This is a genomic window from Agrobacterium sp. CG674 (genome assembly GCF_053521645.1).
The window spans coordinates 471392-493789 of record NZ_JBNWDZ010000004.1 but is presented as its reverse complement, the minus strand read 5'-3'; the positions used below and the strand labels follow the sequence as shown (position 1 = coordinate 493789).

General features: G+C 56.0%; 20 protein-coding genes and 2 pseudogenes. 12 read left to right on the top strand and 10 right to left on the bottom strand.

Going from position 1 to position 22398, the window contains the following annotated elements:
- Positions 1 to 13: 13 nt before the first annotated feature.
- From ACQZ51_RS14660 to ACQZ51_RS14650, 3 genes are all read right to left on the bottom strand, one after another.
- A complete protein-coding gene (locus tag ACQZ51_RS14660) occupies positions 14 to 763 on the bottom strand; it encodes an amino acid ABC transporter ATP-binding protein (RefSeq protein ID WP_448778253.1) in 750 nt (249 codons plus the stop codon).
- Positions 763 to 1434 carry an amino acid ABC transporter permease gene (locus ACQZ51_RS14655; RefSeq protein WP_192064944.1) on the bottom strand — a complete coding sequence of 224 codons (672 nt, stop codon included), beginning with the start codon at positions 1432 to 1434 and terminating at the stop codon, positions 763 to 765. Before ACQZ51_RS14655 ends, ACQZ51_RS14660 begins: the two co-directional genes overlap by 1 nt.
- 64 nt (positions 1435 to 1498) lie before the next feature.
- Positions 1499 to 2296 carry an ABC transporter substrate-binding protein gene (locus ACQZ51_RS14650; protein WP_448778250.1) on the bottom strand — a complete coding sequence of 266 codons (798 nt, stop codon included), beginning with the start codon at positions 2294 to 2296 and terminating at the stop codon, positions 1499 to 1501.
- Positions 2297 to 2450: 154 nt separating this feature from the next.
- On the opposite strand from ACQZ51_RS14650, the gene ACQZ51_RS14645 reads away from it, so the two are divergent.
- Positions 2451 to 3146 carry a FadR/GntR family transcriptional regulator gene (locus ACQZ51_RS14645; protein WP_448778248.1) on the top strand — a complete coding sequence of 232 codons (696 nt, stop codon included), beginning with the start codon at positions 2451 to 2453 and terminating at the stop codon, positions 3144 to 3146.
- A 43-nt stretch (positions 3147 to 3189) separates the two neighbouring features.
- Positions 3190 to 3563 (top strand): annotated as a pseudogene (locus ACQZ51_RS14640) (transposase); the annotation flags it as partial.
- Positions 3564 to 3709: 146 nt separating this feature from the next.
- Here ACQZ51_RS14640 and ACQZ51_RS14635 read toward each other — a convergent pair.
- Positions 3710 to 4524, bottom strand: a pseudogene (locus tag ACQZ51_RS14635) (alpha/beta fold hydrolase).
- A gap of 209 nt (positions 4525 to 4733) precedes the next feature.
- On the opposite strand from ACQZ51_RS14635, the gene ACQZ51_RS14630 reads away from it, so the two are divergent.
- The 6 genes from ACQZ51_RS14630 to ACQZ51_RS14605 all read left to right on the top strand — a co-directional run bounded on the left by ACQZ51_RS14630 (position 4734) and on the right by ACQZ51_RS14605 (position 10036).
- Positions 4734 to 5114 (top strand): winged helix-turn-helix transcriptional regulator, encoded by a 381-nt coding sequence (locus tag ACQZ51_RS14630; protein ID WP_448778246.1) that lies wholly within the window; start codon positions 4734 to 4736, stop codon positions 5112 to 5114.
- Between the two features lie 606 nt (positions 5115 to 5720).
- Complete coding sequence (locus ACQZ51_RS14625) at positions 5721 to 6650, top strand: 3'-5' exonuclease (RefSeq protein WP_448778346.1); 930 nt, start codon at positions 5721 to 5723, stop codon at positions 6648 to 6650.
- 167 nt (positions 6651 to 6817) lie between these two features.
- Entirely contained in the window at positions 6818 to 6964 is a 147-nt protein-coding gene (locus ACQZ51_RS14620) for a DUF1127 domain-containing protein (RefSeq protein ID WP_082249986.1), read from the top strand.
- Between the two features lie 505 nt (positions 6965 to 7469).
- Positions 7470 to 8789, top strand: a complete 1320-nt coding sequence (locus ACQZ51_RS14615) for a hypothetical protein (protein ID WP_448778244.1) — start codon at positions 7470 to 7472, stop codon at positions 8787 to 8789.
- Positions 8786 to 9574 (top strand): hypothetical protein, encoded by a 789-nt coding sequence (locus ACQZ51_RS14610; protein WP_448778242.1) that lies wholly within the window; start codon positions 8786 to 8788, stop codon positions 9572 to 9574. The genes ACQZ51_RS14615 and ACQZ51_RS14610 overlap by 4 nt, the downstream gene beginning before the upstream one ends.
- 222 nt (positions 9575 to 9796) lie before the next feature.
- Positions 9797 to 10036: a hypothetical protein gene (locus tag ACQZ51_RS14605; protein ID WP_448778241.1), complete on the top strand. Its 240-nt coding sequence runs from the start codon at positions 9797 to 9799 to the stop codon at positions 10034 to 10036.
- A gap of 245 nt (positions 10037 to 10281) precedes the next feature.
- Here the strand turns inward: ACQZ51_RS14605 and ACQZ51_RS14600 are convergent, their stop codons facing one another.
- Positions 10282 to 12474 carry a putative bifunctional diguanylate cyclase/phosphodiesterase gene (locus ACQZ51_RS14600; protein ID WP_448778239.1) on the bottom strand — a complete coding sequence of 731 codons (2193 nt, stop codon included), beginning with the start codon at positions 12472 to 12474 and terminating at the stop codon, positions 10282 to 10284.
- A gap of 246 nt (positions 12475 to 12720) precedes the next feature.
- Complete coding sequence (locus ACQZ51_RS14595) at positions 12721 to 13134, bottom strand: winged helix-turn-helix transcriptional regulator (protein ID WP_448778237.1); 414 nt, start codon at positions 13132 to 13134, stop codon at positions 12721 to 12723.
- Positions 13135 to 13250: 116 nt separating this feature from the next.
- On the opposite strand from ACQZ51_RS14595, the gene ACQZ51_RS14590 reads away from it, so the two are divergent.
- Entirely contained in the window at positions 13251 to 14270 is a 1020-nt protein-coding gene (locus tag ACQZ51_RS14590; RefSeq protein WP_448778235.1) for a zinc-binding alcohol dehydrogenase family protein, read from the top strand.
- Between the two features lie 188 nt (positions 14271 to 14458).
- Here the strand turns inward: ACQZ51_RS14590 and ACQZ51_RS14585 are convergent, their stop codons facing one another.
- The 4 genes from ACQZ51_RS14585 to ACQZ51_RS14570 all read right to left on the bottom strand — a co-directional run bounded on the left by ACQZ51_RS14585 (position 14459) and on the right by ACQZ51_RS14570 (position 18256).
- On the bottom strand, positions 14459 to 15361 hold the full coding sequence (locus ACQZ51_RS14585; RefSeq protein WP_448778233.1) for a DMT family transporter: 903 nt from the start codon (positions 15359 to 15361) through the stop codon (positions 14459 to 14461).
- Between the two features lie 59 nt (positions 15362 to 15420).
- Entirely contained in the window at positions 15421 to 16182 is a 762-nt protein-coding gene (locus ACQZ51_RS14580) for an ABC transporter ATP-binding protein (protein ID WP_448778232.1), read from the bottom strand.
- Complete coding sequence (locus ACQZ51_RS14575; RefSeq protein WP_458575370.1) at positions 16179 to 17168, bottom strand: FecCD family ABC transporter permease; 990 nt, start codon at positions 17166 to 17168, stop codon at positions 16179 to 16181. The genes ACQZ51_RS14580 and ACQZ51_RS14575 overlap by 4 nt, the downstream gene beginning before the upstream one ends.
- Before the next feature lie 65 nt (positions 17169 to 17233).
- Positions 17234 to 18256, bottom strand: coding sequence for an ABC transporter substrate-binding protein (locus tag ACQZ51_RS14570; protein WP_448778230.1), 1023 nt, complete (start codon positions 18254 to 18256; stop codon positions 17234 to 17236).
- A gap of 750 nt (positions 18257 to 19006) precedes the next feature.
- On the opposite strand from ACQZ51_RS14570, the gene ACQZ51_RS14565 reads away from it, so the two are divergent.
- The 3 genes from ACQZ51_RS14565 (at position 19007) to ACQZ51_RS14555 (ending at position 22395) form a co-directional block, all read left to right on the top strand.
- Positions 19007 to 20062 carry an isocitrate/isopropylmalate dehydrogenase family protein gene (locus ACQZ51_RS14565; RefSeq protein ID WP_448778228.1) on the top strand — a complete coding sequence of 352 codons (1056 nt, stop codon included), beginning with the start codon at positions 19007 to 19009 and terminating at the stop codon, positions 20060 to 20062.
- Positions 20063 to 20182: 120 nt separating this feature from the next.
- Positions 20183 to 20992 (top strand): hydroxypyruvate isomerase family protein, encoded by an 810-nt coding sequence (locus tag ACQZ51_RS14560; RefSeq protein WP_448778227.1) that lies wholly within the window; start codon positions 20183 to 20185, stop codon positions 20990 to 20992.
- The gene (locus ACQZ51_RS14555) at positions 20989 to 22395 is read left to right on the top strand and encodes an NAD-dependent succinate-semialdehyde dehydrogenase (RefSeq protein ID WP_448778226.1); all 1407 of its coding nucleotides are present in this window, start codon (positions 20989 to 20991) and stop codon (positions 22393 to 22395) included. Before ACQZ51_RS14560 ends, ACQZ51_RS14555 begins: the two co-directional genes overlap by 4 nt.
- Positions 22396 to 22398: the final 3 nt, after the last annotated feature.

Here is a 22398-nt window from a genome sequence, read left to right as displayed (position 1 = left end):
CGAATTTTTTTATTCAATGATTGAGGACGGCGCGAAGGAAGCCGCGCGTTCTCGCCTCTTGTGGGTTATCGAAAATCTCCGCTGGCGTGCCTGACTCCACCAACCTGCCGCCATCCATGAAGATGACGCGGTCTGCCACCTGCCGTGCAAAACCCATTTCGTGGGTTACGATCACCATGGTGACGCCTGTGCCAGCCAGCTTGCGCATGACATCCAGCACCTCGCCCACCATCTCCGGGTCAAGCGCCGATGTTGGCTCATCGAACAGGAGAACGCGTGGTTCCATGGCAAGAGCGCGGGCAATGGCGACACGTTGCTGCTGACCACCTGAGAGATGGCCGGGAAATTTTTCTGCCTGCTCTGAAATGCCGACGCGTGCCAAAAGCTCGCGTGCCTTGCGTTCTGCTTCGGCTTCAGGGGTTTTTCGCACCCGCATGGGCGCAATCATGACGTTTCTCAGAACGTTCATGTGCGGGAAGAGGTTGAAGGATTGGAAAACCATGCCGACCTCTGCGCGCACCCTGGCGAGCACTGGTCCCGGAGCAACGCGAATACCATCGACCGTGATCGTGCTTTCAGGTGCAAAGGCTTCCAGATGGTTGATGCAGCGTATGAGCGTCGACTTGCCTGAACCGGAGGGGCCGATGACGCAGACGACTTCCCCTTCTGCCACATCGAGATCAATGCCGTGCAGCACGGTGAATGTGCCATAGGCCTTCGTCAGCTCGCGGATGGAAATGAGGGGTGCACTCTGCTTTTCCATCAACGCTTCCCCCGGCTGAAGTGCTTTTCAAGACGTGCCACGATGGCAACCATCGGCCAGAGAAGCGCTATATAAATGAGTGCAGCCCCGATCAGCGGGGTTGGGTTTGCGTTGAGTGCTTGCGCTTGCGTTGCCTGTTTCAACAGGTCCGGCATGGCAACCACCGAGGCAAGGGCTGTGTCCTTCATGACGTTGATGCAGTTGTTGGTCAGCGGAGGAATGACGATGCGGATAGCCTGCGGCAGAATGATATCGACCATGGTGTTTCGGTTAGAAAGGCCAAGGGCTGCGGATGCCTCGAACTGTCCATGGGGTACCGCCTCGATGCCCGCGCGAAAGATCTCTGCCGTATAGGCCGCAGAAACAAGCGATAGTGCAGTAACCGCTGACAGAAATGGTGACAGCCTGATACCGACAAAGGGCAGTGCGTAGTAAACGACAATCAACAGCACCAGCAGCGGGATCGACCGGAAAATGTCGATGTAGATGCGGATCAGCAGTTTGAAGAACGCTGGAGCATAAAGCCGTGCCACTGCCAGGAACAGACCGCCGATAAGGCCGCAAAGGATGCTGGTGACGCCGATCTGGATTGTGACAACCAGACCCCATAGCAGCTGCGGCAGGCTGTTGAGAAACACGGGAACATTGAAGAAGGTATTGATGAGGTTCATGCCAAGGAGGCTCCCTTTCAAATCTGGCGGGACGCGATGGGTCCCGCCAGATGTGGTTCAAGCCTTACTTGGCCTTCGGCATGTCAAGAACAGCGACGGTCGATGTCGTATCCTCGGCTTTTGCGCCAAACCATGTCTCATGCAGCTTGGCGATGAAGCCTTCGCCCTTCAGCGTGGTGATAACCTTGTTGACTTCGGTGGCTAACGGATCACCCTTGTTGAACATGATCGAGTACTTTTCGCCGGTCGGAATGCGCTCGACGACCTTCAGCTCTGGCTTGTCCTTGGCATAGTAGAGGAGGGCAGGAATATCAGAAATATAGCCATCGACACGCCCTGCAACGAGATCAAGCATGGCGGGCTGCAAGCCTTCGAACTTGCGGATTTCGCCAAGCTTGTATTCGGCCTTATGGGCTTCGGCCCACATGTCACCGGTCGACCCCGTATCGACGCCGACGACCTTGCCGCCCATCCCCTTGAGACCCGTGATGCCGGAAGCGGCTGTGACCGTCAAAGACTGGTCGCTGTCATAATAGGGCTGCGCAAAGGTAACGGATGCCAGGCGCTTTTCGGTGATGGTGATCGATGAAATGGCCATATTGATCCGACCGGATTGGACAGCGGGAAACAGACCGTTGAACGGTGTGTTGACGAACTCAACCGACTTGCCGAGGCGCTTGGCAATCTCGTTGACCAGATCGACTTCGAAGCCGGTGACCTTGCCACTGGCATCTTCGAATTCCCATGGAACGTTGCCGATATTGGCCCCGACGGTCAAATCGGCGGCCTGAACGTTGAACACGCCAAGCGCTGAAACCAGCCCGGCGAGAAGTGTGCTTTTGATGCGCGAGACGTGATGCATTGGAGAACCCCTTGTTTTATGTTTTAAGCCAATCTACGTTGGTCTAACTGGTCAGACCAGTCCGACCAAAGAAGCATGTGCTTTTATGCTTTGCAAGATGCGTCTTGAAAAATATATCGAAAGGCCGGGGTGGCTTTAGGGAAACAGGGATCGAATGCTCAACAAGACGCTAGTGCCACAATCTGTAGCCCGCGAGATCCAGGCCATGATACAGGCTGGCCAACTGAAGGCTGGGGAAAAGATCCCGTCACAGCGCGAGTTTTCCCAAAAATTTGGCATTAGCCGGGCGTCTCTTAGAGAAGCGCTGCTCACCTTGGAAACTTTAGGCCTACTAAAAACGGAAGCCGGGCGCGGGACATTCGTTGCCGCCGCTGATGGAACCGCAGGCCAAGTGGGGCACATGGCGCCATGGCGTTATTCGGAAAGCTATTCCGTTTTCGATGTTTTCCAGACCCGTATCCTGCTGGAAGGTGAAATCGCGCGTCTCTCCGCTGGACGTCTTTCGCAAACGCAATTGGAAAAGATGGAAAAGGCAACCAAGACCATGGAGGATTGCTGGGCCAATCAAGACCTGCTCGCCAATGTCGATGCCGATCTGGAATTCCACGGCATCATCGTCTCTGCCTGCTCCAACACCATGCTGAAAGCGCTTTACCAGACCGTACGGGATCAGGTCACCGAAACCCAGCGCCAGCCAATCCCGATCACTGATCCGGAAAGAATGCGCCAATCCATTGCAGAACACCGCCGTATCATCGCTGCCTTGAGAGCAAACGATGGCGCTCTGGCTCGCAGTGAAATGGAAGCGCATATCCAAAACACGGCGCGCTGTGCTGGACTGCAGCCATAGGCCGCTCATCTGCGACGACTGTTACAGTTCTCAGAACCAGAGAATGAAGCGCACAGACGAGCAGATTATCGAGATATTGACGGAGCATGAGGCAGGCACGCCGGTCTCGGAGCTTTACCGCAAGACTGGCGTCAGCGATGCCAGCATCTACAAATGGAAGACCACATTCGGCGGCATGAACGTGTTGGAGGCGAAGCGGCGGAAGGCGCTGGAGGACGAGAACGCGAGGTCGAAGTGGCTTCTGGCCTAAGCGATGCTCGGGACTGTTTAAAAGACATTTTGGGAAAGAGCTGGTGACGCCCGCAACAAGGCGGAAACGCTGTCGCTAATCTGATAGATCATCACCAGATTAGCGAACAGCGGGCCTGTGAAGCCAGCGACTTTTGCCGAATGACGATCTGTTACGAAACCAGGCGCAGCGTATACAACGGCGAGCCTTCCACAATCGACTTCGAACTCGACGATGAGGTCGCGGATGCTATGCCGGTGCGGCCTGATGATCCCAAGATACGCGAGGGCGGCTTTTTCGTGGCAAGGCGCGATCAAATGAAATCGCAAATACCCTAGAGTGTGTCGATCCAGGCGGTCAGTGCGGCATTAACATCGTCGGGCCGGTCCTGCATGATGAAGTGCCCAGCGTCCTTCCACACATCCACTTTTGCTCGTGGGTTGGAGAACCAAGGTCGCATACGCTCGGCCTGTGCCTGATCGCGACATAGATGGTAAATGGGTGTGGTCAACTGCCGGCAAAACCGCTCGCTTTGCGGCCCCACGCCAACCTGATCCGGCCCGACGAACAAAGGGCCGAAGGACTCGCGGACGACATGCGGTGGCATGCCTTGTACCCGGCGAGCGTGCCAACGCTTGAGCGCAGGGGATGTAGCGGGATCGTAGAAAAGGTCGAAGAGGGGCGGTACGATCACGCTCGGATCGCCAGATTTGAGGTCGCTGGTCATGGTCTGGAATACGGGTGCCAGGGCATCCGCAAACCCCAAAGACCCATCAATTGATACCACGGCCTCAACGAGATCGGGGCGTTTGGCTGCGAGGTGGGCGGCCAGTTGTCCACCCATCGAGTGTCCGATCAGCACGAACTTCTCGCCCTGGTGCTTGTAAACATTAGCGCTTCGAGATCCGCGATGTAGTCCGCTGGCAAATACGATCCAGATGGCATGACCTCGGACCTGCCATGCCCCCGCAGGTCCACGGCGATGGTGCGATAGCGGCTCTCCAATACCGGTAGCTGCCAGCTCCAGTCGTGCGAGTCCGTTGTCCAACCATGAAGGAGGATGACGTTCCGGCCCTTGCCGCTTTCCGTGACGAAAAGTCTTGCGACAGGAGGCCCTGCCGCAACGGTGCGGTCGGGCAATGCCGCCATGGCAACTCCCGTACTAATGAAGGCGAGCAAGCTGCGTCGTGAGACGGCCGGGGAGACAATATTCATTTTCATTCCCTAGATTTTGTGCGAGGCGCCACTCTTGCCGGATAGGCGAGCCGCCCCCGGTGTTGAAGACGCATAAGATATATCCTGTATACCTAGGGTCAATAACGCACCTTTTGGTGCCTAGGTGTATTCAAGGATATCTCATGGTTCTCTCTGTCGATCCGGTGTTCTTCGCCGACTGTGCTGCCCGCTCCTTCTTCGACCAGGTCGCTAACAAATGGGCTGTCATGATCCTGACCATTCTGAGTGAGCGGCCAGCGCGCTTCAATGAGATGAAGCGTCGGCTGGAGGGGGTGACCCATAAAGCGCTCACCCAAGCACTTCGTCGCCTGGAGCGAAACGGGCTCATCATGCGCACCGTTCTCGCGACATCCCCGGTTGGAGTTGAGTACTCGATCACGGCGCTCGGCCTGACGCTTCAGGTACCCTTTGGAGCGGTATATGATTGGGCGATCGCTCATCTCGATGAAATCGAGGAAGCAAAGCGGCGCTACGATGCCGGGCAAGCTGGGGGATCTCGCTAAGTTTGTTGGCCAGCCTGACGAGCCTTGTAGGGCTGACCACGGGCTTGTTCTTTTCGACCAAGACGATCTTGATCGTTACTATATGGCTGGTGGGTGGAGACCGAGGAAGCGCGCATCGCGATCAGGCAGATACGATCTCCGGAGTCTCCTCGCGGGTGGTGATCATAAACGAAATGGCAAATCGCAATAACGGGTAGTAATTTCCAATTCCTTCAAGGCGTCCACATCTGATTGCTCAAAAGCGCCACTACGACAGTAGCTGTCTTAAGAGAGGCCCTGCGGGCCGGGGGGCTGTCGGTCCCGGTTTCCGGCTTTTGCCCGCGCTAAGCTAAACCTCCTGCGGCAACCCTTCGGTCTTGCGGGAGGCGAACCGCTTTCGAGGTTCCTGCTACAGCTGGTACGCCCTTCCTATTTCGGACGCTTCCGGACAACGTCCCAAGAGCTGTCACTGCGGGGTTGTTAGCTGGCTTGGCTTAAGTCGCAAATCACCAACAAGGTTGATCTGCAGATCGTGCCGTGTTTGAAGGTGGTAAATTAGCGGCGGGCTTTGGAACGGGAATGGCAGAACAATTCGATATGTTTTCGGAGCAGGCTCCGAGCGACCGGATGGTCACGCGTGGCGCGTCCAAATCCGCCAAGGTGAAGCATGCCATCCCGATGAACGAAGAAGACATGGTCCGTCATCTATCGGAGACGGGCCGCTACCGTATCCTTCAAAAACTGATGCCACGTGCAGTTTCACCATTCCCGCGTCCGGAGTACCCGCTCAAGGGCATCATTCTCGACACCGAGACCACGGGCCTTAACTCGCGCAAGGATGAGATCATCGAAATTGGCGTGATCGCTTTCACCTTCGATGAGGCAGGGAGCATCGGTGACGTGACCGGAATCTATGGAGGGCTGCAGCAGCCGACCATCTGTATTCCAGCAGAGATTACCAGGCTTACCGGGATCACCGATGATATGGTGGCCGGGCAGTCAATCGATATGGCTGCGTTGCAGGCACTGATCGACCCAGCCGACCTGGTGATCGCCCACAATGCCGGTTTCGACCGTCCATTCTGCGAGGCGTTTTCTGATCTATTCTCCGGTAAGGCCTGGGCTTGCTCCAACTCCGAGATCGACTGGGTTTCGCGTGGATATGAGGGCACCAAGCTTGGCTACCTCATCGGGCAGGCGGGCTATTTCCATGATGGTCATCGGGCTGTCGATGATTGCTTTGCACTTCTGGAGGTCCTGGCTCGCGAGGCGGTCGGATCAGTCTCCACCGCTTTCGCCGAGCTCTATGAGGCAAGCCAGAGGTCGCGTGTCCGGATCTTTGCCGAGAACAGCCCCTTCGATATGAAAGACCACCTGAAGGCGCGAGGCTATCGCTGGTCCGACGGAAGCGACGGCCGTCCTAAATCCTGGTGGATCGAGGTTGGCGAAGAAACGCTCGATGATGAGCTTCGCTATCTCAGAGACGAAATCTACCGCTATCCGGACGCTGATCCACCAACCAGACGCCTCACTGCCTTCGACCGGTTCCGAGCCTGATCGTTTCTAGGCCACCCTCTATTGGACCCATGCTTTGAGCGCATGGCCGACCTGAGAGCTTGTGCCTTATCGGCGGGTGGGAAAAGGCCTATATTCCAATCATCGAAACGACGTTGGAACCGAAGCAAGGTTGCTGGCGTCAAGAGACCTCACGAAAGGGGATCATCATGAACGTAGCACGCTCTTTTAACAACTGGCGCAAGTACCGTCAGACTGTTTCTGAACTTGGCCGCATGAGCTCGCGCGAACTGCAGGACCTCGGTATCAACCGCGCCGACATCCAAAGCGTTGCACGCCAGTCGGTCGGTCGCTAAGCGGACAGTTCTCTGCCAAGCTGAATGACACTACGCCCGCTGCTGACGCGGGCGTTTCTGCATCTGGAATGCAACGAATGTCAGAGGTGCAGTTTTTTCCATGAGGGTGCCGTGCATTTCTCGCATGGCTGCACTGCAGTAAAGTCTATTTAATGTGCGGATAGAACGGGTATCTTGTTGTCATCGAAGCGATGCACATCCTCCCGCAGAGCTTCGAATACAGACGGCCCACTCCTCCTCCCAGGGCACGTCTGTCGGAACAGCGGCACTCCTCCTCCCAGCCGTTGTTCGGTTCTTTTCGAAAAGCCTGCCGCACCTCCTCCCGCGGCAGGCTTTTTCGTTTTGGGGCTGACCATAGCGCGGGAATGAGCGGCTGTTTTCACCTGGGAATAACCAAAAGTTGACCGGCCATGGTGCGCTGCGGAAGCCTTATATTTCAGAAGCCTTGAATTCGCCGAATTTTAAATCAGTGTTAAGGAATACATTCCTTTTCCGGAGATCGCCCATGGCGCTTGGCGCATCGCATCGCTTGCAGGAAAGCCTGGCGGCGGTCGAAACGATGACACGTTTCGCCCTTGCCGTTCTTGCACTCGCTTCCGGCGTCTACACCTATCTGGGTGTGCGCAGCATTCTAGATGGCTCGCCGACGGCGGTGTTTTTTGCCGCCATCATCTACTCTGCCTCTGTCTCCGTCGGCATCTATGCCTTCTGGTCCTACATGGCGCGATTTTATCCGCACGTCACCAGCCGTTCTAGCCGCACCGCCATGCTGGCGGTGATGGCCGTTGGCTGCGTGATGATCCTTGCCATGTCGAGCTGGTTGAACGCTGCCGCGCTTGCAGGATCGGCGGCACTTGAACAGCATCTTGCTGAAACGGTTGAGGATTATACGGAAGATCTGGATCAGGCACACCAGAACGCGCTGGCAGCACAGAGCCTGCTGCCGGATATTCAACGCGCCAAGGAGCGTTTCACCCAGCTTGCGGCATCCGAACGACAGTCGGGCGCGCTGACCGGTACCACCGGCTCCGGCAGTGTCGTCTCGCTGCTGTCGCAGATGTCGTCTCAACTGAACGAACTGGAAAACGGCATCAATGCCTCGCGTGAGCAGGTCACCAGCCTGTTCAACGATGGCCAGAAACGCCTCGAGACCATGCGTGGTCTCGTGTCGGCACCCGGCGTCATCGAACCACGCGCAGACAAGTTCTCCTCGGAAGTCGTGGCCCTGACCGGCGTCATTACTTCGCTGGGGCAAACCTCAATCGCTCCTTCCATCCGTCGTGCGGCCGACGATCTTTCGCTTGGCTTCATCGCGCCTATCCCCGACGGCGGCGAACAGGATCTGATCACCCGTCAGGACCGCGTGATGGAAACCATCCGCACCTCGGTTGCGGCGCAATCCGAGGTGTTGTCCGACGCTGCCGACGAAATTCTTGCGCGCCCTCCCGTGGCCGAGCGGCGTTTCGTGCCGCTCTCGTCGGCGGAAGCCGTTCTGCGTTATGCTTCCGACTTCATTCCCGCATGGGCAGGGGCTATTTCCATCGACCTGTTGCCAGGTGTCATGGTGTTCATTCTGGCCGTGGTGAATGGTGCAATCCGCGGGCAGGAAGAGACGATGCCGTTCGCCGAACGGATCACCGTGGCAGAACTGATGCAGACGCTGGCGATGCAGAAGGCCATTGCCACTGAGGCCATGACTGCCACACAGGTGCAGGCCACAGAAGATGCCATTGCTGAGGCCGAAGACAGCAAGGACGACGCGGAGGCCAGCAACATCACCAGTCTCGGTCTCAACAAACCGCCGCGCAAAGGTCCGGCGACATGAAACCGGCATCTGCGCTCAAGGCTTTGATCAGCGTTGACGACGGCGTGCTGATGCGCGGTGCATTCTACCTGCTGCTCGCGGCAGCGGCCGTCTTTCTGGTCATCGATGTCAGGGAGATCAGCACGGCCGAAGTGGCACGACCGGGTCTTCAAACATTGCCTGATGTCCCGACCTTTCTCCCGCCGAAGACCGCGCCAGGAGAGCCTGGCGCACCGCCAGTCCAGCCCTCAAGCCCGGAGGAAGTGTTGCGCAAACCGATGACGTTCAATCTTGTCTCGGGTGGCATGCTCGTTGCCGAAGGCGCCATCGATCCCGGCGCAGCCAGCCGTTTTGCCAGCGAGGTCGAGGCCCGTGGCGAGTATATCAAAATGGTCTCTTTGAATTCACCGGGAGGTTCGGTCGATGACGCCATTGCGATGTCCAAGCTGATCCGGGAGAAGAACATTGCCACGACGGTTGCGGAAAAAGCGCTCTGCGCCTCCTCCTGCCCAATCGTGTTCGCCGGTGGCGTGACGAGATCGGCGGAAAAAGATGCCGTAGTGGGTGTCCATCAGGTGTTCAATGGCGGCATCGACCGCCCATCGCCGGAGCAAGCGATGTCCAGTGCTCAGTCAACCACCGCGCGTGTCGCGCGCCATCTCGATGAAATGGGTATCGGCGCCGGTTTGTGGATCCATGCACTGGAGACCCCGCCCAACCAGCTCTATTATCTCACGCCAGCAGAAATGTCAGAATACAAGCTGACGACCGACGCAACCCCTGTGGCCGGAGCACGCGCCGGCTGATGCTTGATCAGACATATCGAAGCCCGGTGGCCACACCCGCAAGCCTCGCGTAAAATTCCCTCGCGTTCTCCCGGTTTTTCGGGGTTGATAACGCCAACGTCCGTAGCACGCACAGCCGACAGGGTTGTCAGAACGGGCGTGGGAAAAAACTGTGTTGGCCTGCTTTCGACATGTTTTGCGGAGAAACAATGTGTGGTATCGCTCCGGTTCAAAGATCGAAGGATGAATACCGTGAGCGAACATACCGTGGCCGAGATGACTGGCAAAATTTATGAATCGCTCAATGCAGATAATGCAGGGCTCGATGAGCATATTGCGGCCCTCAAACTCGCATTGGCGCACGAGGGCGTCAAAGAGGCCGTGTTCGATCCATCGAGACTGCCGCATGGAAACCGGTCAGGGCGAAAGTTGATGCAGGCCTATTTTCGCCAGCGCGGTGTCAGCGTCAAGTTTTCGGCCTGAAGAAGGCTAGTGTAGCAGTACCACAGAAAACTATGCGTGTTCGCTAAACAATGCACATGTAAGCGTTGTTCAAGCACGGGTGCCACCAGGCCGAGTGGCGGGCTGGTTTCAGCCTGCAAACGTGAAAGGGGACCGGGAAATGACTGCTCGTTAGTTCGAGTATGTTCAAGAGCTACGTTCCTTGCCTCCGCCCGTCTGTATCTTCGAGCACCGGAAGCTAGATCAGTTGTTTGACGGCTTTGATTTCAGACACCTGCCGCACTCTTGTTCGTAGCAGACGTCAGATACAGATGTCTGAAGTCGCTCGCCTTCATAGGGCGTCCGTATAGATAACCCTGTCCTTCATCGCATGCGTATTGCCGCATCAATTGCTCCTGTTCGACGGTCTCGATGCCTTCAGCAATAACTTCGAGGTCAAACCCTGCCGCAAGTCTGGCGACCGCTTCGACAATCGCCTCGTCTTTCTTATTGCGCTCGCTGCCGCTGACAAATGAGCGATCGATCTTCAGGCGAGTGACAGGATAGTCTTTTAAAAGGCTCAGCGACGCGAAGCCTGTTCCGAAGTCATCAAAAGCTATTCCAACGCCGATTGATCGAAGGTGATGAAGTGGCTCCATGATGCGCTGTTCATTTCGCAGAATGATATTTTCGGTTATTTCCAACTCCAGCGATGTTGCCGGTAATTGGCTGTCCGAAAGCGCTGCTTCGACAGATTTAGCAAAATCGCGCGTCCGGAACTGAGCAGCAAACAGATTGACGCCAATCCTGAAATTCTCATAACCAGCTTTCCGCCATTGCGCTGCCTGCGCACATGCCGTGCGCAATATCCATTCGCCCACCGGAACCGCAAGAAGGCTTGCTTCCAATACAGGTAAAAAAGCAGCAGGCGAGACAACGCCGAGGTGCGGATGGTTCCACCTTATCAGCGCTTCCGCACCCGCAAGGCTTCCGTCGCTGAGTTTGATCTGAGGCTGGTAATACAGCTCGAACTCCTTATTCTCCCAGGCTTGACGGATCGAAGAACTCATTGCCCCTCTTTTCAAAGCCGTTTGGCGAAGCTCAGGGGTGAATATGCGGACGAGGTGGCGACCGTCTGCCTTGGCCTGATAGAGGGCCAGATCTGCATTCCCAAGCATCTGCTCACTGTCGTCTTCAGGGCCCGATTTAAGAGAAATGCCGATACTAGCCCCAATGTGAATGGGCTCGTTGTCGAACTCTATAGGTTCCTCGATTGCAGAGATGAGCGCCGAGGCAAGCTCACTGGTTTTTATGGGATCCACCGTTTCGGACATCACGACGACAAACTCGTCGCCGCCTAGCCGGGCCACCATGTGTTGGGCAGGCACGCTTTCTCGGAGACGGCGTGCGACAATCTTGAGGACAAAATCCCCCGCAGAGTGTCCCATCGTATCATTTACGTCTTTGAACCCGTCCAAATCAAGAAGGAGCAGCGCCAGCGGCTCATTGCTTTCGCAGGACTGCCGAAGGCGCAGCTTCAAACTTGACCTGTTTGCAAGACCGGTAAGTTCGTCGTATTCGGCAGCATGTTTTAGCTGCTTAACAGCCTCCAAACGGCTAGTTATATCCCGAATGATGGCACCGAACTGTGGCTCACCCGCTTCGCTCCATTGCGAGAGGGAAAGCTCTATTGGAACGTCGGAGCCGTCACGACGCTTTGCAGTCAAATTGACAGAGGTCCCTATGATACGAGCGGGACCGCCGGAAGCCACTCTGGCGAGACCCGCGCCGTGTCTGGCCCGCATAGCTTCGGGCATGATTATGTCGAGAGTTTCCCCCAGCGCTTCTTCTCTAGAATACCCAAAAATCTCTTCTGCGGATGCATTCCAGGATGTGATCTGGTTTTTGCCGTTTGCGCAGATGATGGCGTCTGGAGAGGTGGATGTAATGTTGATGAACTTGTTACGGCTAGTCTCGCTCTCCCGTTCTAACCGTCGCAATTCCATTCGTTCGAGGACCATAGCTGCCAGATCCTGAAGTACTCGCTGGTCACGATCCGAGAATGTCTCTCTCGGTTTCGGATCAATCAAGCACAAGCTTCCAAGCGCATGCCCTTGAGACGTGATGAGTGGTGCACCAGCGTAGAATCGAATGTTCGGAGACCCCGTAACCAACGCATTTGATCGGAAGCGCTCATCTTTGGATGCATCGGGAATCACAAAGACGCCGGATTCCATGATTGCGTAGGTGCAAAATGAAACATCGCGTCCCGTCTGACACACATCCAGGCCGACACGAGCTTTGAAAAATTGCCGGTCACGATGAACCAACGAGACCAAAACCGTTTGGACATCGAAAATCCGTGACGCCATCTGTATGATATGGTCGTATTCACGCTCGGGCGCGGTATCCATCAGCGCGAAACTATCCAGCACCTCAATCCGTTTTTCGTCATCGCCTGGAATCGGGTAAAGGCTCATTACAATCGCTCGCTGAATTTGCATCTTAAGTGAGCAAAGTCGAAAAAGCTTAATGGACAGTAATTCTACGGCGAGAATGCCGACAAGCACATTAAACCGTGCGTTTAGCCTTTCCAAATTCTAAATAAATTCGAAGCCGACTAACAGAAAAGTGGGGTGACAGCAGTCCGAATAGACGTGGGCGGCCAGCATCCACCGCCCAAATCTAAGCTAATAGTACGTCGCACGTCGGGATTGGGCGATGTATTAGGATGCTTGCGCGACTGTTCTTTCGGTGTGCGTCTCAGCAGCCACCTCCCGCGGATTGAGGCCATGTGGCTTGCCGTACAGGCCGATATTAGCATCGCCCCAGTGCTTGAGTGCGAGCAGGATGGGCTCCATGCTGCGGCCAAGCTGGGACAGGCTGTATTCCACCTTTGGCGGCACCTGGGCATAGACCTTGCGTTCTATCAGCCCGTCTTCCTCGAGTTCTCGCAACTGGTTCGTCAGCATCCGCGGCGTGACGTTGACGATATGCTTCCGCAGCTCGTTGAACCGCAATGTTCCTGACATGAGGTGAAAGAGCACGACCGATTTCCATTTTCCGTCGATGAGGCCGATGGCTGCCTCGACCGAACAGCCGGGAGAACAATCGAAGCGCGAATGGCGGGCTTTAGCCATACCAGTATCCTTTTTGATACTACGTGTGTTTTTTGTGCGTATTGCTTCATTATGATAATAGCGCATCTTAGCTACATATCAATTGCCAAGGCAGTCGATCATCAAAGGAGCAGAACATGAAAGCCGTTGGTTACAAGGCGCCAGGCGCAATCGAACGCGAAGACGCACTGCAGGACATCGAACTTCCCCGGCCGGTTCCCGTGGGGCGGGACGTTCTCGTCGAGGTGAAGGCGATTTCGGTCAATCCGGTAGATACCAAGGTTCGTAAGGGTGCCAGTCCGGAAGCTGGACAGTGGAAGGTGCTTGGCTGGGATGCCGTCGGCACGGTTGTGGAAGCTGGCCCCGAAACGAAAGACTTCAAGATCGGTGACGAGGTGTTTTATGCAGGCTCTCTTATCCGTCCCGGTGCCAACAGCGAGTTTCACCTCGTTGACGAACGGATTGTCGGCAAGAAGCCAACCACTTTATCAGACGCCCAAGCTGCGGCCCTGCCTTTGACGGCCATCACTGCCTGGGAAATGCTATTCGACCGGCTGGATATTCGCAAGCGCGTTCCGGGTGCAGCAAATGCCATCGTCATCATTGGCGGCGCAGGTGGAGTTGGCTCCATCGCCATCCAGATTGCGCGAGCCCTGACGGATGTCACCGTCATTGCCACGGCTTCGCGGCCTGAAACGCAAGAGTGGGTGAAGGCTCTCGGGGCCCATCACGTGATCGACCATTCCAAGCCCATTGCAGAACAGGTGGCGGCGCTCGGTATCGGTGCCCCAGCCTTTGTCTTCTCGACGACAGAAACAAACGACCATCTGATGGAAATCGTCGAACTTATCGCGCCACAGGGCCGGTTCGGACTGATCGATGACCCCGAAAGCCTCGATGTACTCGGCTTCAAGCGGAAAGCTGTATCCATCCATTGGGAATTGATGTTCACGCGTTCGATCTTCGAGACCGCCGACATGGCAGAGCAGGGCAAGCTGCTGAACGAGTTGTCCCGTCTGGTAGACGAGGGCAAGATCCGTACGACCGTGACCGAAGTCTTGTCTCCCATCAACGCGGCTAATCTGCGCCAAGCCCACTCTGCCATCGAGAGCGGCAAGACAAGAGGCAAGGTCGTGCTGCAAGGGTTTGTGAAGTGAGGCAGCCATGCTTTGAGGCGGTGGAGGCTCGACCCGGCTTATGCCCTTTTCGGCGCGTTTAAAAGGATGTGAGCGATGGGAGGGGGACGGTAGGCGGATATGGCTAGTACCGGACCCCGTCAACTGGACAGTCGCCCCCTCCCAGGCAATCGGGCATTTTTTTGACAACTGGCCTGATGGAGGACGCACTAAGGCGATTTACTCGACTGCAACGAACGGCTTCTGCGGACTTCTACAGCCGCAAGCGCTGCTCCCGCGAGCACCAGTGGGAGAGCCGCCAGAAAGGCTGATGAGATGGGCATATCAAACAGGAGCAGGTCCGCAAGAACGGGCCACAGGATTGCGAGATATTCAAAGGGGGCAAGCCGTGATGCTTCGGCGTGGCGGAACGCCAGCGTCATGGCGATATGCGCAAACCCGCCAAACAGGCCGGCAAGCACAAGGATGGTCAACGCATACAAATCGGGCATGACCCAGCCGAATGGTACGGTTGCGATGCCGCCGATCATTGAAGCTACCACAAAATAAAAGGCTATTGCTCCTGGATTTTCCGTCCGACTGAGCTTGCGGACCATGATCAACGCGAAGGCCGTCAATATCCCCATCAGCAGGCCCCAGATGTATCCCCACATCCGTCCGGCATCCATGTCTTGATGCCCGAGCTCTGGCCAGACCAGAACGAGAACGCCCGCCAAGCCCAGCACAACGCCGCCTATCCGCCAGATCGTTGGCTTCTCCGACAGGAGAAGGATGCCAGCAATGCTCGTGAATGTCGGCGACAGATAGGTGAGCAGCGTCGCCTCGGCGAGCGGAAGCCGGGCGATCGACGCAAATGATGCAAACATGGCGGCGGCACCCAGGCTAGAACGCAAAAGATGCGCGAGAGGGCGCCTTGTCGCGAGCCCGTGCGGGAACTCCGCTCGCATCCACAGGAAGATCACCAGTGGAATAAGCGCGAATGCCGAGCGAAAAAAGACGATCTGGCCGACGGGTATGTCGGCTGCAACAGCCTTGATGCAGATCGACATTCCCGCGAATAGAAATCCGGAGAGGATACGGAGCAAAATTCCAGTTCTTGGATTCTCAGTCATTGTTTTCTCTGGTGCCACGACGTCCCACCAACTGGCCGTAGCCCAGTCAGGCAGGTGTATTACTTCACAAAATGGATATGTGGCTTGGAATGGTAGGGCGAGCTCTCAACCCTTGCATCGACCGAAAAAATCTCCTGCAGCAAGGCCTGCGTGATCACAGTTTCCGGTGAGCCGGATGCAACGATCTTTCCTGATTGCATGACAATGAGTTCGTCGCAGAACATCGCCGCGTGATTGAGGTCGTGCAAGGCGATGATACTTGTTATCGGCAAGGTTGAGACTAGCCGCATAAGGTTGATCTGGTGGTGGATATCGAGATGGTTTGTCGGCTCGTCGAGGATCAGCTCCCTGGGAGATTGTGCTAACGCACGCGCCAGATGAGTCCGTTGCTTCTCACCGCCTGAAAGGCTTTGCCAGCGGTCGTTTCGCTTGGCTGTCATCTCGGTGCGGTCTAGAGCATATGTCACGGCTTCGTCGTCTGTCACCGTCCAGCCAGAAAACATGGAGCGGTGAGGGAACCGGCCGAGCTTCACGACATCGACAACTTTCAAGCTGGAATTGGTGGTGGCATGCTGTTCGATAAAGGCAATGCGTTGAGCCATTGATCGGCGCCCGATCTGGGCGATATTTTTCCCTTCCAGCGTAACCTGCCCGGACGTCGGTTTTTTGAGACCGGCAAGCAGGCGCAGCAACGATGTCTTGCCGGAACCATTCGGCCCCAGCAGTCCAAGCATTTTTCCTGGCTCGGCTGTAAAAGACACGCCGTCAATTATCGGCCTTGAGCCGACCTTCCATACGAGATTGTCAGCTTTGATACTCATGACGCGCGCCGGAACCGGTAAAGAATAATTGCGAAGAAAGGCACACCGACCAACGCCGTGACCACGCCGATCGGAAGAACCTGCTGAGGAATGAGAACGCGGGAGGCAATGTCTGCTGCGACCATGAAAATTGCTCCGACAATTGCACAAGCCGGCATTAATCGCACATGCAAAGGCCCGACGATAAAGCGCGCCGCATGCGGAACGACGAGCCCCACAAAACCGATCGTTCCGACCATGCTGACAATGGTGGCCGTCATCATCGCGGTGACGCCGAACAATACGATTCGCGCACGCCCCACATTGACGCCGAGTGATGCCGCGGCCTCGTCGCCAAAGGCAAACGCATCCAACACACGGGCGTAGAAAAGGCATATGATCAAGCCTATGCCGACGACGACGGACACGAGGGCAAAATCAGGCCACCGAACGGCTCCGAAGCTGCCCAGCAGCCAAAACATCACGTCGCGAGCTTGCTGCGCGTTGCCTGACGTCGTGACGATATACGATGTGGCAGCGTTGAACAGTTGCGAAGCGGCGACGCCAGCCAGAATGGTTTGATCTGCACCTCCACGCGCTCCGTTTGAGAGGAGAGCGACGAACAGGAACGCGGCAAATGCACCGATAAACGCGCCTGCGGACAACGAGAGCGATCCCGCGCCGATGCCAAGGATGACGACCGCGACTGTACCCGTCGATGCACCGGCGGAAATCCCGAGCACGAATGGCTCCGCGAGTGGGTTCCGCAACAGTGATTGCAGAATTGCACCGGAAAGCGCCAAGCCCGCTCCACAAAAGACAGCGACCAGGGCGCGGCTGAGCCGGTAATCCCAAATGATCGTCTCGTGGATCCGGTTTAATTCGACGCTTGTCCACCCCAGCCGATTGGTAATGGCGGCGTAGGTCGAACTGAGCGGAATCGGCATGTCGCCGATTCCAACGCTGATACCCACGATCAAGGATATGCCTGCGGCTGCGGCAAACATTATCGCGATAAGCACCGCCAAGCGGCTGTAACGCCGCACGCCGGCACTTTTGATCGCAATGATGCTCACTGGCGCAGACCAAGCGTTTTAAGCTGCTCGGCGATACGCTCTGCACCAAATATTGTCTGGATTGTCGGGTTCATGGCCTGACCCTCCATGATCACGATGGCGTTGTTCTTGACCGCTTCCATCTGGCTGGTGGCAGAGTCACTCTTTAGAAACTTGATCTTTGCGTCTGCCTTGTCGAGTTCCCAGCGATTACGGTCAACCTGCGCAACCACGATCACGTCAGGGTTTGCAGCGATGATGCTCTCCCAACCAAGCGCAGGCGAATCGGCTTCGGATGTGATCGCGTTCGTTCCGCCGAGAACATCGGCAATAAAGCCGGAAGGCGTGTTCTTTCCGGCCAGGTAGGCATCCGCAGCAGGCGAGGGACTGGAGAACCAGAATACAAAGGAGAGCTTCTTGCCATCTTTGGGTGCGCCGGCGCGCAGAGCTTCTTCACGTTTCTTGAGCTCGTCAATCACCGCTTGTCCGCGTTCACTCACATTGAAAATCTGCGAGAGCTCTTCTATCTCCCGATAGAGTGTCGTCATATTCCAGAGTTGGCTACGGTTCCCGTACCCAAACTTGTCCTTGGCGGCGCCCTCAGCCACGCAGGCGCTCGGTGACAGATACGCCGGGATGCCCAATTTGTCGAAATCTTCACGCTTTGCGACCTTGCTTGATGGTCCCATCAGGCTTGGAAGGGCTGCAGCGACGAAGTCGGGCTGCTGGGCGAGGATCGACTCGAAGGTTGGAAACTCGATGGAGAGAAGCTTGACCTTGCCATATGCCTCAGCGAGTTGCGGAAGGGGCTTGTTCGGCCAGAAAGCTGTTCCCACCATCTTGTCTTGAAGGCCGAGCATCAGCATGATTTCAGCGCTGCCTTGGCCAAGACCAACGGCGCGTTCGGGGGCCTTCTCGAAAGTGATCTTTACGCCGCAGTTTTCAACTGTCAGCGGGTAGGCCGTAGAAGCCGCCGACGCGGATTGGGTGGTTACGCCGAGCAGAGTGCATAGACCTGCAATTGCCAGTATTGTTCTCATGGTTTGCCACCCTTTATGTAAACGCCTGCTTCTGAGCCGGTATGTATACCGGTCGTCTAACTACATTCAGATCTGAAAACAAGAGAGATCTTGTCATGTTTCGGCGTCATTATTGGTGTTTTTTCGTCGGCAGTTGAAGCGCTGGCAACGTGCAAGTGAATCGGCACAATGTGCGAGGACTCAAATACTGGTGGTCCATAAGTAGGGATGTCCCGTCGTGTCGTCGAGGGTTAACCGATGTGCGCAAGTTTGCACCGGCCCAGATCCCATTAAGGTACGACTGCTAGCCACTGTTTGCTCGTTACGCCTACAAGCAAAATGCCACGGCTTCTGAAATTGATGTGACGTAGCTTAAATCTCGTACGACCCTCGGCCGCTTTTGATGTCTCTGACTTATCCAGATAATTTCTCTCTGCGTGACTGATTTTTCCAAAAAGTAAAATGGATAAAACTCGTGGGACGATGACCAGGCAGCCTCGAGGGCACCACGGTCTTGAAGTTGCTCACCTATATCGATTGGTTTTAAAAAAGTTAAAAACCAATAAAATGAATATTATTGGATATTCGAAAGCCTATAAGTGGCTTTTTGGACCATAAAAGGCAATTAAAACCGTTTTTATGGCATTTTGATATTGCATAAAACCAAGCGACATCGTATTGGCATTTTATCGTCTTGAAATACCAAACGAGGAGGTTTGGTGCGGTGTTGCTTCAGGCCCGCATGCTTCCTCGAAGAGCGAGGAAATCGACGTGCGTCTTCTTGTACTTCCCGGTGATGGCATCGGCCCCGAAATTACCGAAGCAACACTCCGTGTCGTTCGTCAGGTAGACGAGCGCTTCAATCTTGGTCTCGAGATTGAAGAAGCCGATATCGGATTAAAAGCGCTGAAAGAGCAGGGGGCCACGCTGCCGGGTGCAGTGATGAAGCGCATCCCCGAAGTGGATGGCGTTATCCTTGGTCCTGTATCCCATTACGAATATCCGACCCGTGACAAGGGTGGTATCAATCCATCGGGCGAGCTTCGCGTGACGTTCGAGCTTTTCGCGAACGTACGGCCGTGTCGCTCGCGTCCGGAACTTTCGGTTCTGCGCAAGCCGATGGATCTGGTTATCGTTCGCGAAAACACCGAAGGTTTCTATTCGGACCGCAACATGTTTGCAGGCTCCGGAGAATTCATGCCCGACCCCGACATGGCACTTTCCGTTCGCAAGATCACGGCACGGGCATCCAGCCGCGTCGCGCGGGCAGCCTTCGAGATTGCCAGCACACGCCGTAAGAAAGTGACAGCGGTCCACAAAGCCAACGTCGTCAAGCTTTCGGACGGACTTTTTCTTCGTGAAGTTCGCAAGGTTGCGGCAGAGTTTCCCGACGTAGAACTGGAGGAGCTGATCGTTGACGCTACAGCTGCGCTTCTGATCCGCCAGCCTGACCGTTTCGACGTCATAGTCACGACCAATATGTTCGGTGACATTCTCTCGGACGAAGCCTCGGAACTGTGCGGAAGCCTTGGTCTCGGCGGGTCGATTAACCAGGGCGAGAGCATCTGCGTGGCTCAGGCCCAGCATGGTTCTGCCCCTGATATTGCCGGACAGGGCAAGGCCAATCCGACCTCGCTGATCCTCTCGGCGGCGATGCTGTTCGATTGGTTGGCAATCCGGCATGGCAAGGCCGAGTATGCTTCAGCGGCCCGCGCGATCGAAGCCGCCGTAGAAGCGACGCTGGACGAGCCATCTACACGCACCGGAGATCTTGGTGGACCACTTGGTACCATTGCATTCACGGACCACGTGTGTCGCGCTCTGTAGGGTGGCGTCAAACTGTCAGCTGCCTAAGTATCGGAAGCATAGCTGTCGCTAAGGTTTACGGTGGGGCGTCGAGGTTTAGCTCGATGCTCCATGATCCCTCCGGACGTCAGGAACTCAGCCATGGATCGATTCTCTGCGCATATTGGCTACCTCTACACGGAGCTGCCATTCACCGATCGGATCAGCGCGGCGGCGAAAGATGGTTTCACCGCAATCGAGCACAACGAACCATTTGACGTTCCTGCAGCTGAAATGCGGCGCCGGCTCGATGACCTTGGCCTTTCGTTCTCGCAACTCTCGAGTGGTATGGGAGATGTAGGCGAGGGCGAGAAGGGCCTTGCCGCGCTTTGCGGACGCGAGACGGAGTTTCGTAATGATTTTCTGCGTGCCCTTGAATATGCGCAGGTGATTGGCTGCCCTTTGATAAATCCCATGGCTGGTACGCCCCGCGGTGGAATGCTCGATGCAAGCGAAACCTATTACGCAAACATCGGGTGGGCGATCGAAGCCTGTGTCGGTTCGGATGTCACTGTACTTGTCGAGCCCATCACTTTAGCGGGCTATTACCTCGGCTCGCTAAGAGACGCGGTTTCGCTACAGGAACAGTTTGGCGGCCGCTTCAAACTTCTACTCGACACCTTTCATGCAGCAAACATGCAGATCGATCCCGTGGCGTGGATCGATGACCACGTCGAGCGGATCGGCCACGTGCATATCGCCGATCATCCAGGCCGACACGAACCTGGAACCGGGACGATCAACTTTCCCGCTGTCATCCAAACACTGGATCGACACGGTTATCGCGGCGCAATCGGCTTTGAATATGTGCCGACCGGCTCAACCGGGGAAAGCATAGCTTTTCTCAAGACATGGAAGCGTACAGCCGAGCCGGCTGCGCCTTCACAGATTCACCCAGGAGCGAGTTCATGACAACCATCACCTCCATCAATCCCACAAACGGGACAGATATCCGCAGTTTTGAACTGCAGAGCGATGCGGATATCGAGTCAGCGCTATCCGCCGCTGCGAAAGCGCAAAAGGAATGGAAGAAAAAGCCTGTCGCCGAGCGCGCCAAACTTCTGACCAACATCGCCGCTGTCCTGCGAGATGGCAAGGACAAGTATGCGGAGATGATTGTTCGCGAAATGGGCAAGCCGCTTGTCGAAGCGGAAGGCGAAGTCGAAAAGTGTGCATATAACTGCGACTTTTATGCAGCCCACGCTGCCTCATACCTTGCCGACGAAGCCGTGCCATCGAACGCTACCGAAAGCGTTGTGGCCTTCGACCCGCTCGGCGTTGTTCTCGCAATCATGCCTTGGAACTATCCGTTCTGGCAGTATTTCCGCTTCGCAGCTCCCGCACTTGCCGCTGGTAACGGTGCCATTCTCAAGCACGCCAACAATGTCCCCGAATGTGCATTGGCGGTTCAGGAAGTCATGGAAAAGGCAGGCGTTCCCGTAGGTCTGACTGCCACATTGATTATCGACAACTCGAAGGTTGCCGGCATTATTGCCGATGACCGGATTGCCGCTATTACCCTGACCGGCTCGACCGAGGTTGGCGCCATCGTTGCCTTCCAGGCTGGCAAAGCCTTGAAGAAGCAAGTTCTCGAACTTGGTGGTTCCGACCCGTTCATCGTTCTTGCCGACGCAGATATAGAAGCCGCAGCGGAGACAGCAGTTAAGGCACGCTACATCAATGTTGGACAGTCCTGCGTCAACGCCAAGCGCTTCATTGTCGACGAGACGATCGCTGATCGCTTTGTCGAACTGTTTGTGGAGAAGGCTGCAGCTCTCAAGATAGGAGACCCGATGGAGCGTGACACCAAGATTGGGCCAATGGCACGCGCCAACCTACGCGATACTTTGCATTCGCAGGTCGAGCGTTCCATCGCGCAAGGTGCCGTGCTCAAGCTGGGTGGCAAGCCAGTCGAAGGTGATGGCTTCTATTATCCTCCGACCGTCCTCGATAGCGTCAAGCCCGGAATGGTCGCGTTTTGCGAGGAAACCTTTGGCCCGGTCGCCGCGATTATCCGCGTCAATGGCGTGGAAGAAGCGATTGCCGTGGCAAATGATACCGAGTTTGGGCTTGGTGCAGCACTTTGGACGTCAAACGTCGACGCTGCCAAAGTCTTGTCACGGGACATCGACGCTGGCGCTGTCTTTATCAACGGTATGACCGCATCCGATCCTCGCTATCCCTTCGGTGGCATCAAGCGGTCCGGCTACGGCCGTGAGCTTGGCGTCTACGGCATCCGCGAGTTCGTCAACATCAAAACCGTGTGGATCGGACCGGCGGTTGCCGCTGCACCGATACCCAAGGCCGCCGAATAAGGA

What these genes read in the sequence shown, in the direction of transcription:
- ACQZ51_RS14660 (WP_448778253.1), bottom strand. Translation starts at nt 763, where the DNA reads ATGGAAAAGCAGAGTGCACCCCTCATTTCCATCCGCGAGCTGACGAAG.
- ACQZ51_RS14655 (WP_192064944.1), bottom strand. Translation starts at nt 1,434, where the DNA reads ATGAACCTCATCAATACCTTCTTCAATGTTCCCGTGTTTCTCAACAGC.
- ACQZ51_RS14650 (WP_448778250.1), bottom strand. Translation starts at nt 2,296, where the DNA reads ATGCATCACGTCTCGCGCATCAAAAGCACACTTCTCGCCGGGCTGGTT.
- ACQZ51_RS14645 (WP_448778248.1), top strand. Translation starts at nt 2,451, where the DNA reads ATGCTCAACAAGACGCTAGTGCCACAATCTGTAGCCCGCGAGATCCAG.
- ACQZ51_RS14630 (WP_448778246.1), top strand. Translation starts at nt 4,734, where the DNA reads ATGGTTCTCTCTGTCGATCCGGTGTTCTTCGCCGACTGTGCTGCCCGC.
- ACQZ51_RS14625 (WP_448778346.1), top strand. Translation starts at nt 5,721, where the DNA reads ATGGTCACGCGTGGCGCGTCCAAATCCGCCAAGGTGAAGCATGCCATC.
- ACQZ51_RS14620 (WP_082249986.1), top strand. Translation starts at nt 6,818, where the DNA reads ATGAACGTAGCACGCTCTTTTAACAACTGGCGCAAGTACCGTCAGACT.
- ACQZ51_RS14615 (WP_448778244.1), top strand. Translation starts at nt 7,470, where the DNA reads ATGGCGCTTGGCGCATCGCATCGCTTGCAGGAAAGCCTGGCGGCGGTC.
- ACQZ51_RS14610 (WP_448778242.1), top strand. Translation starts at nt 8,786, where the DNA reads ATGAAACCGGCATCTGCGCTCAAGGCTTTGATCAGCGTTGACGACGGC.
- ACQZ51_RS14605 (WP_448778241.1), top strand. Translation starts at nt 9,797, where the DNA reads ATGAATACCGTGAGCGAACATACCGTGGCCGAGATGACTGGCAAAATT.
- ACQZ51_RS14600 (WP_448778239.1), bottom strand. Translation starts at nt 12,474, where the DNA reads ATGAGCCTTTACCCGATTCCAGGCGATGACGAAAAACGGATTGAGGTG.
- ACQZ51_RS14595 (WP_448778237.1), bottom strand. Translation starts at nt 13,134, where the DNA reads ATGGCTAAAGCCCGCCATTCGCGCTTCGATTGTTCTCCCGGCTGTTCG.
- ACQZ51_RS14590 (WP_448778235.1), top strand. Translation starts at nt 13,251, where the DNA reads ATGAAAGCCGTTGGTTACAAGGCGCCAGGCGCAATCGAACGCGAAGAC.
- ACQZ51_RS14585 (WP_448778233.1), bottom strand. Translation starts at nt 15,361, where the DNA reads ATGACTGAGAATCCAAGAACTGGAATTTTGCTCCGTATCCTCTCCGGA.
- ACQZ51_RS14580 (WP_448778232.1), bottom strand. Translation starts at nt 16,182, where the DNA reads ATGAGTATCAAAGCTGACAATCTCGTATGGAAGGTCGGCTCAAGGCCG.
- ACQZ51_RS14575 (WP_458575370.1), bottom strand. Translation starts at nt 17,168, where the DNA reads ATGTTTGCCGCAGCCGCAGGCATATCCTTGATCGTGGGTATCAGCGTT.
- ACQZ51_RS14570 (WP_448778230.1), bottom strand. Translation starts at nt 18,256, where the DNA reads ATGAGAACAATACTGGCAATTGCAGGTCTATGCACTCTGCTCGGCGTA.
- ACQZ51_RS14560 (WP_448778227.1), top strand. Translation starts at nt 20,183, where the DNA reads ATGGATCGATTCTCTGCGCATATTGGCTACCTCTACACGGAGCTGCCA.
- ACQZ51_RS14555 (WP_448778226.1), top strand. Translation starts at nt 20,989, where the DNA reads ATGACAACCATCACCTCCATCAATCCCACAAACGGGACAGATATCCGC.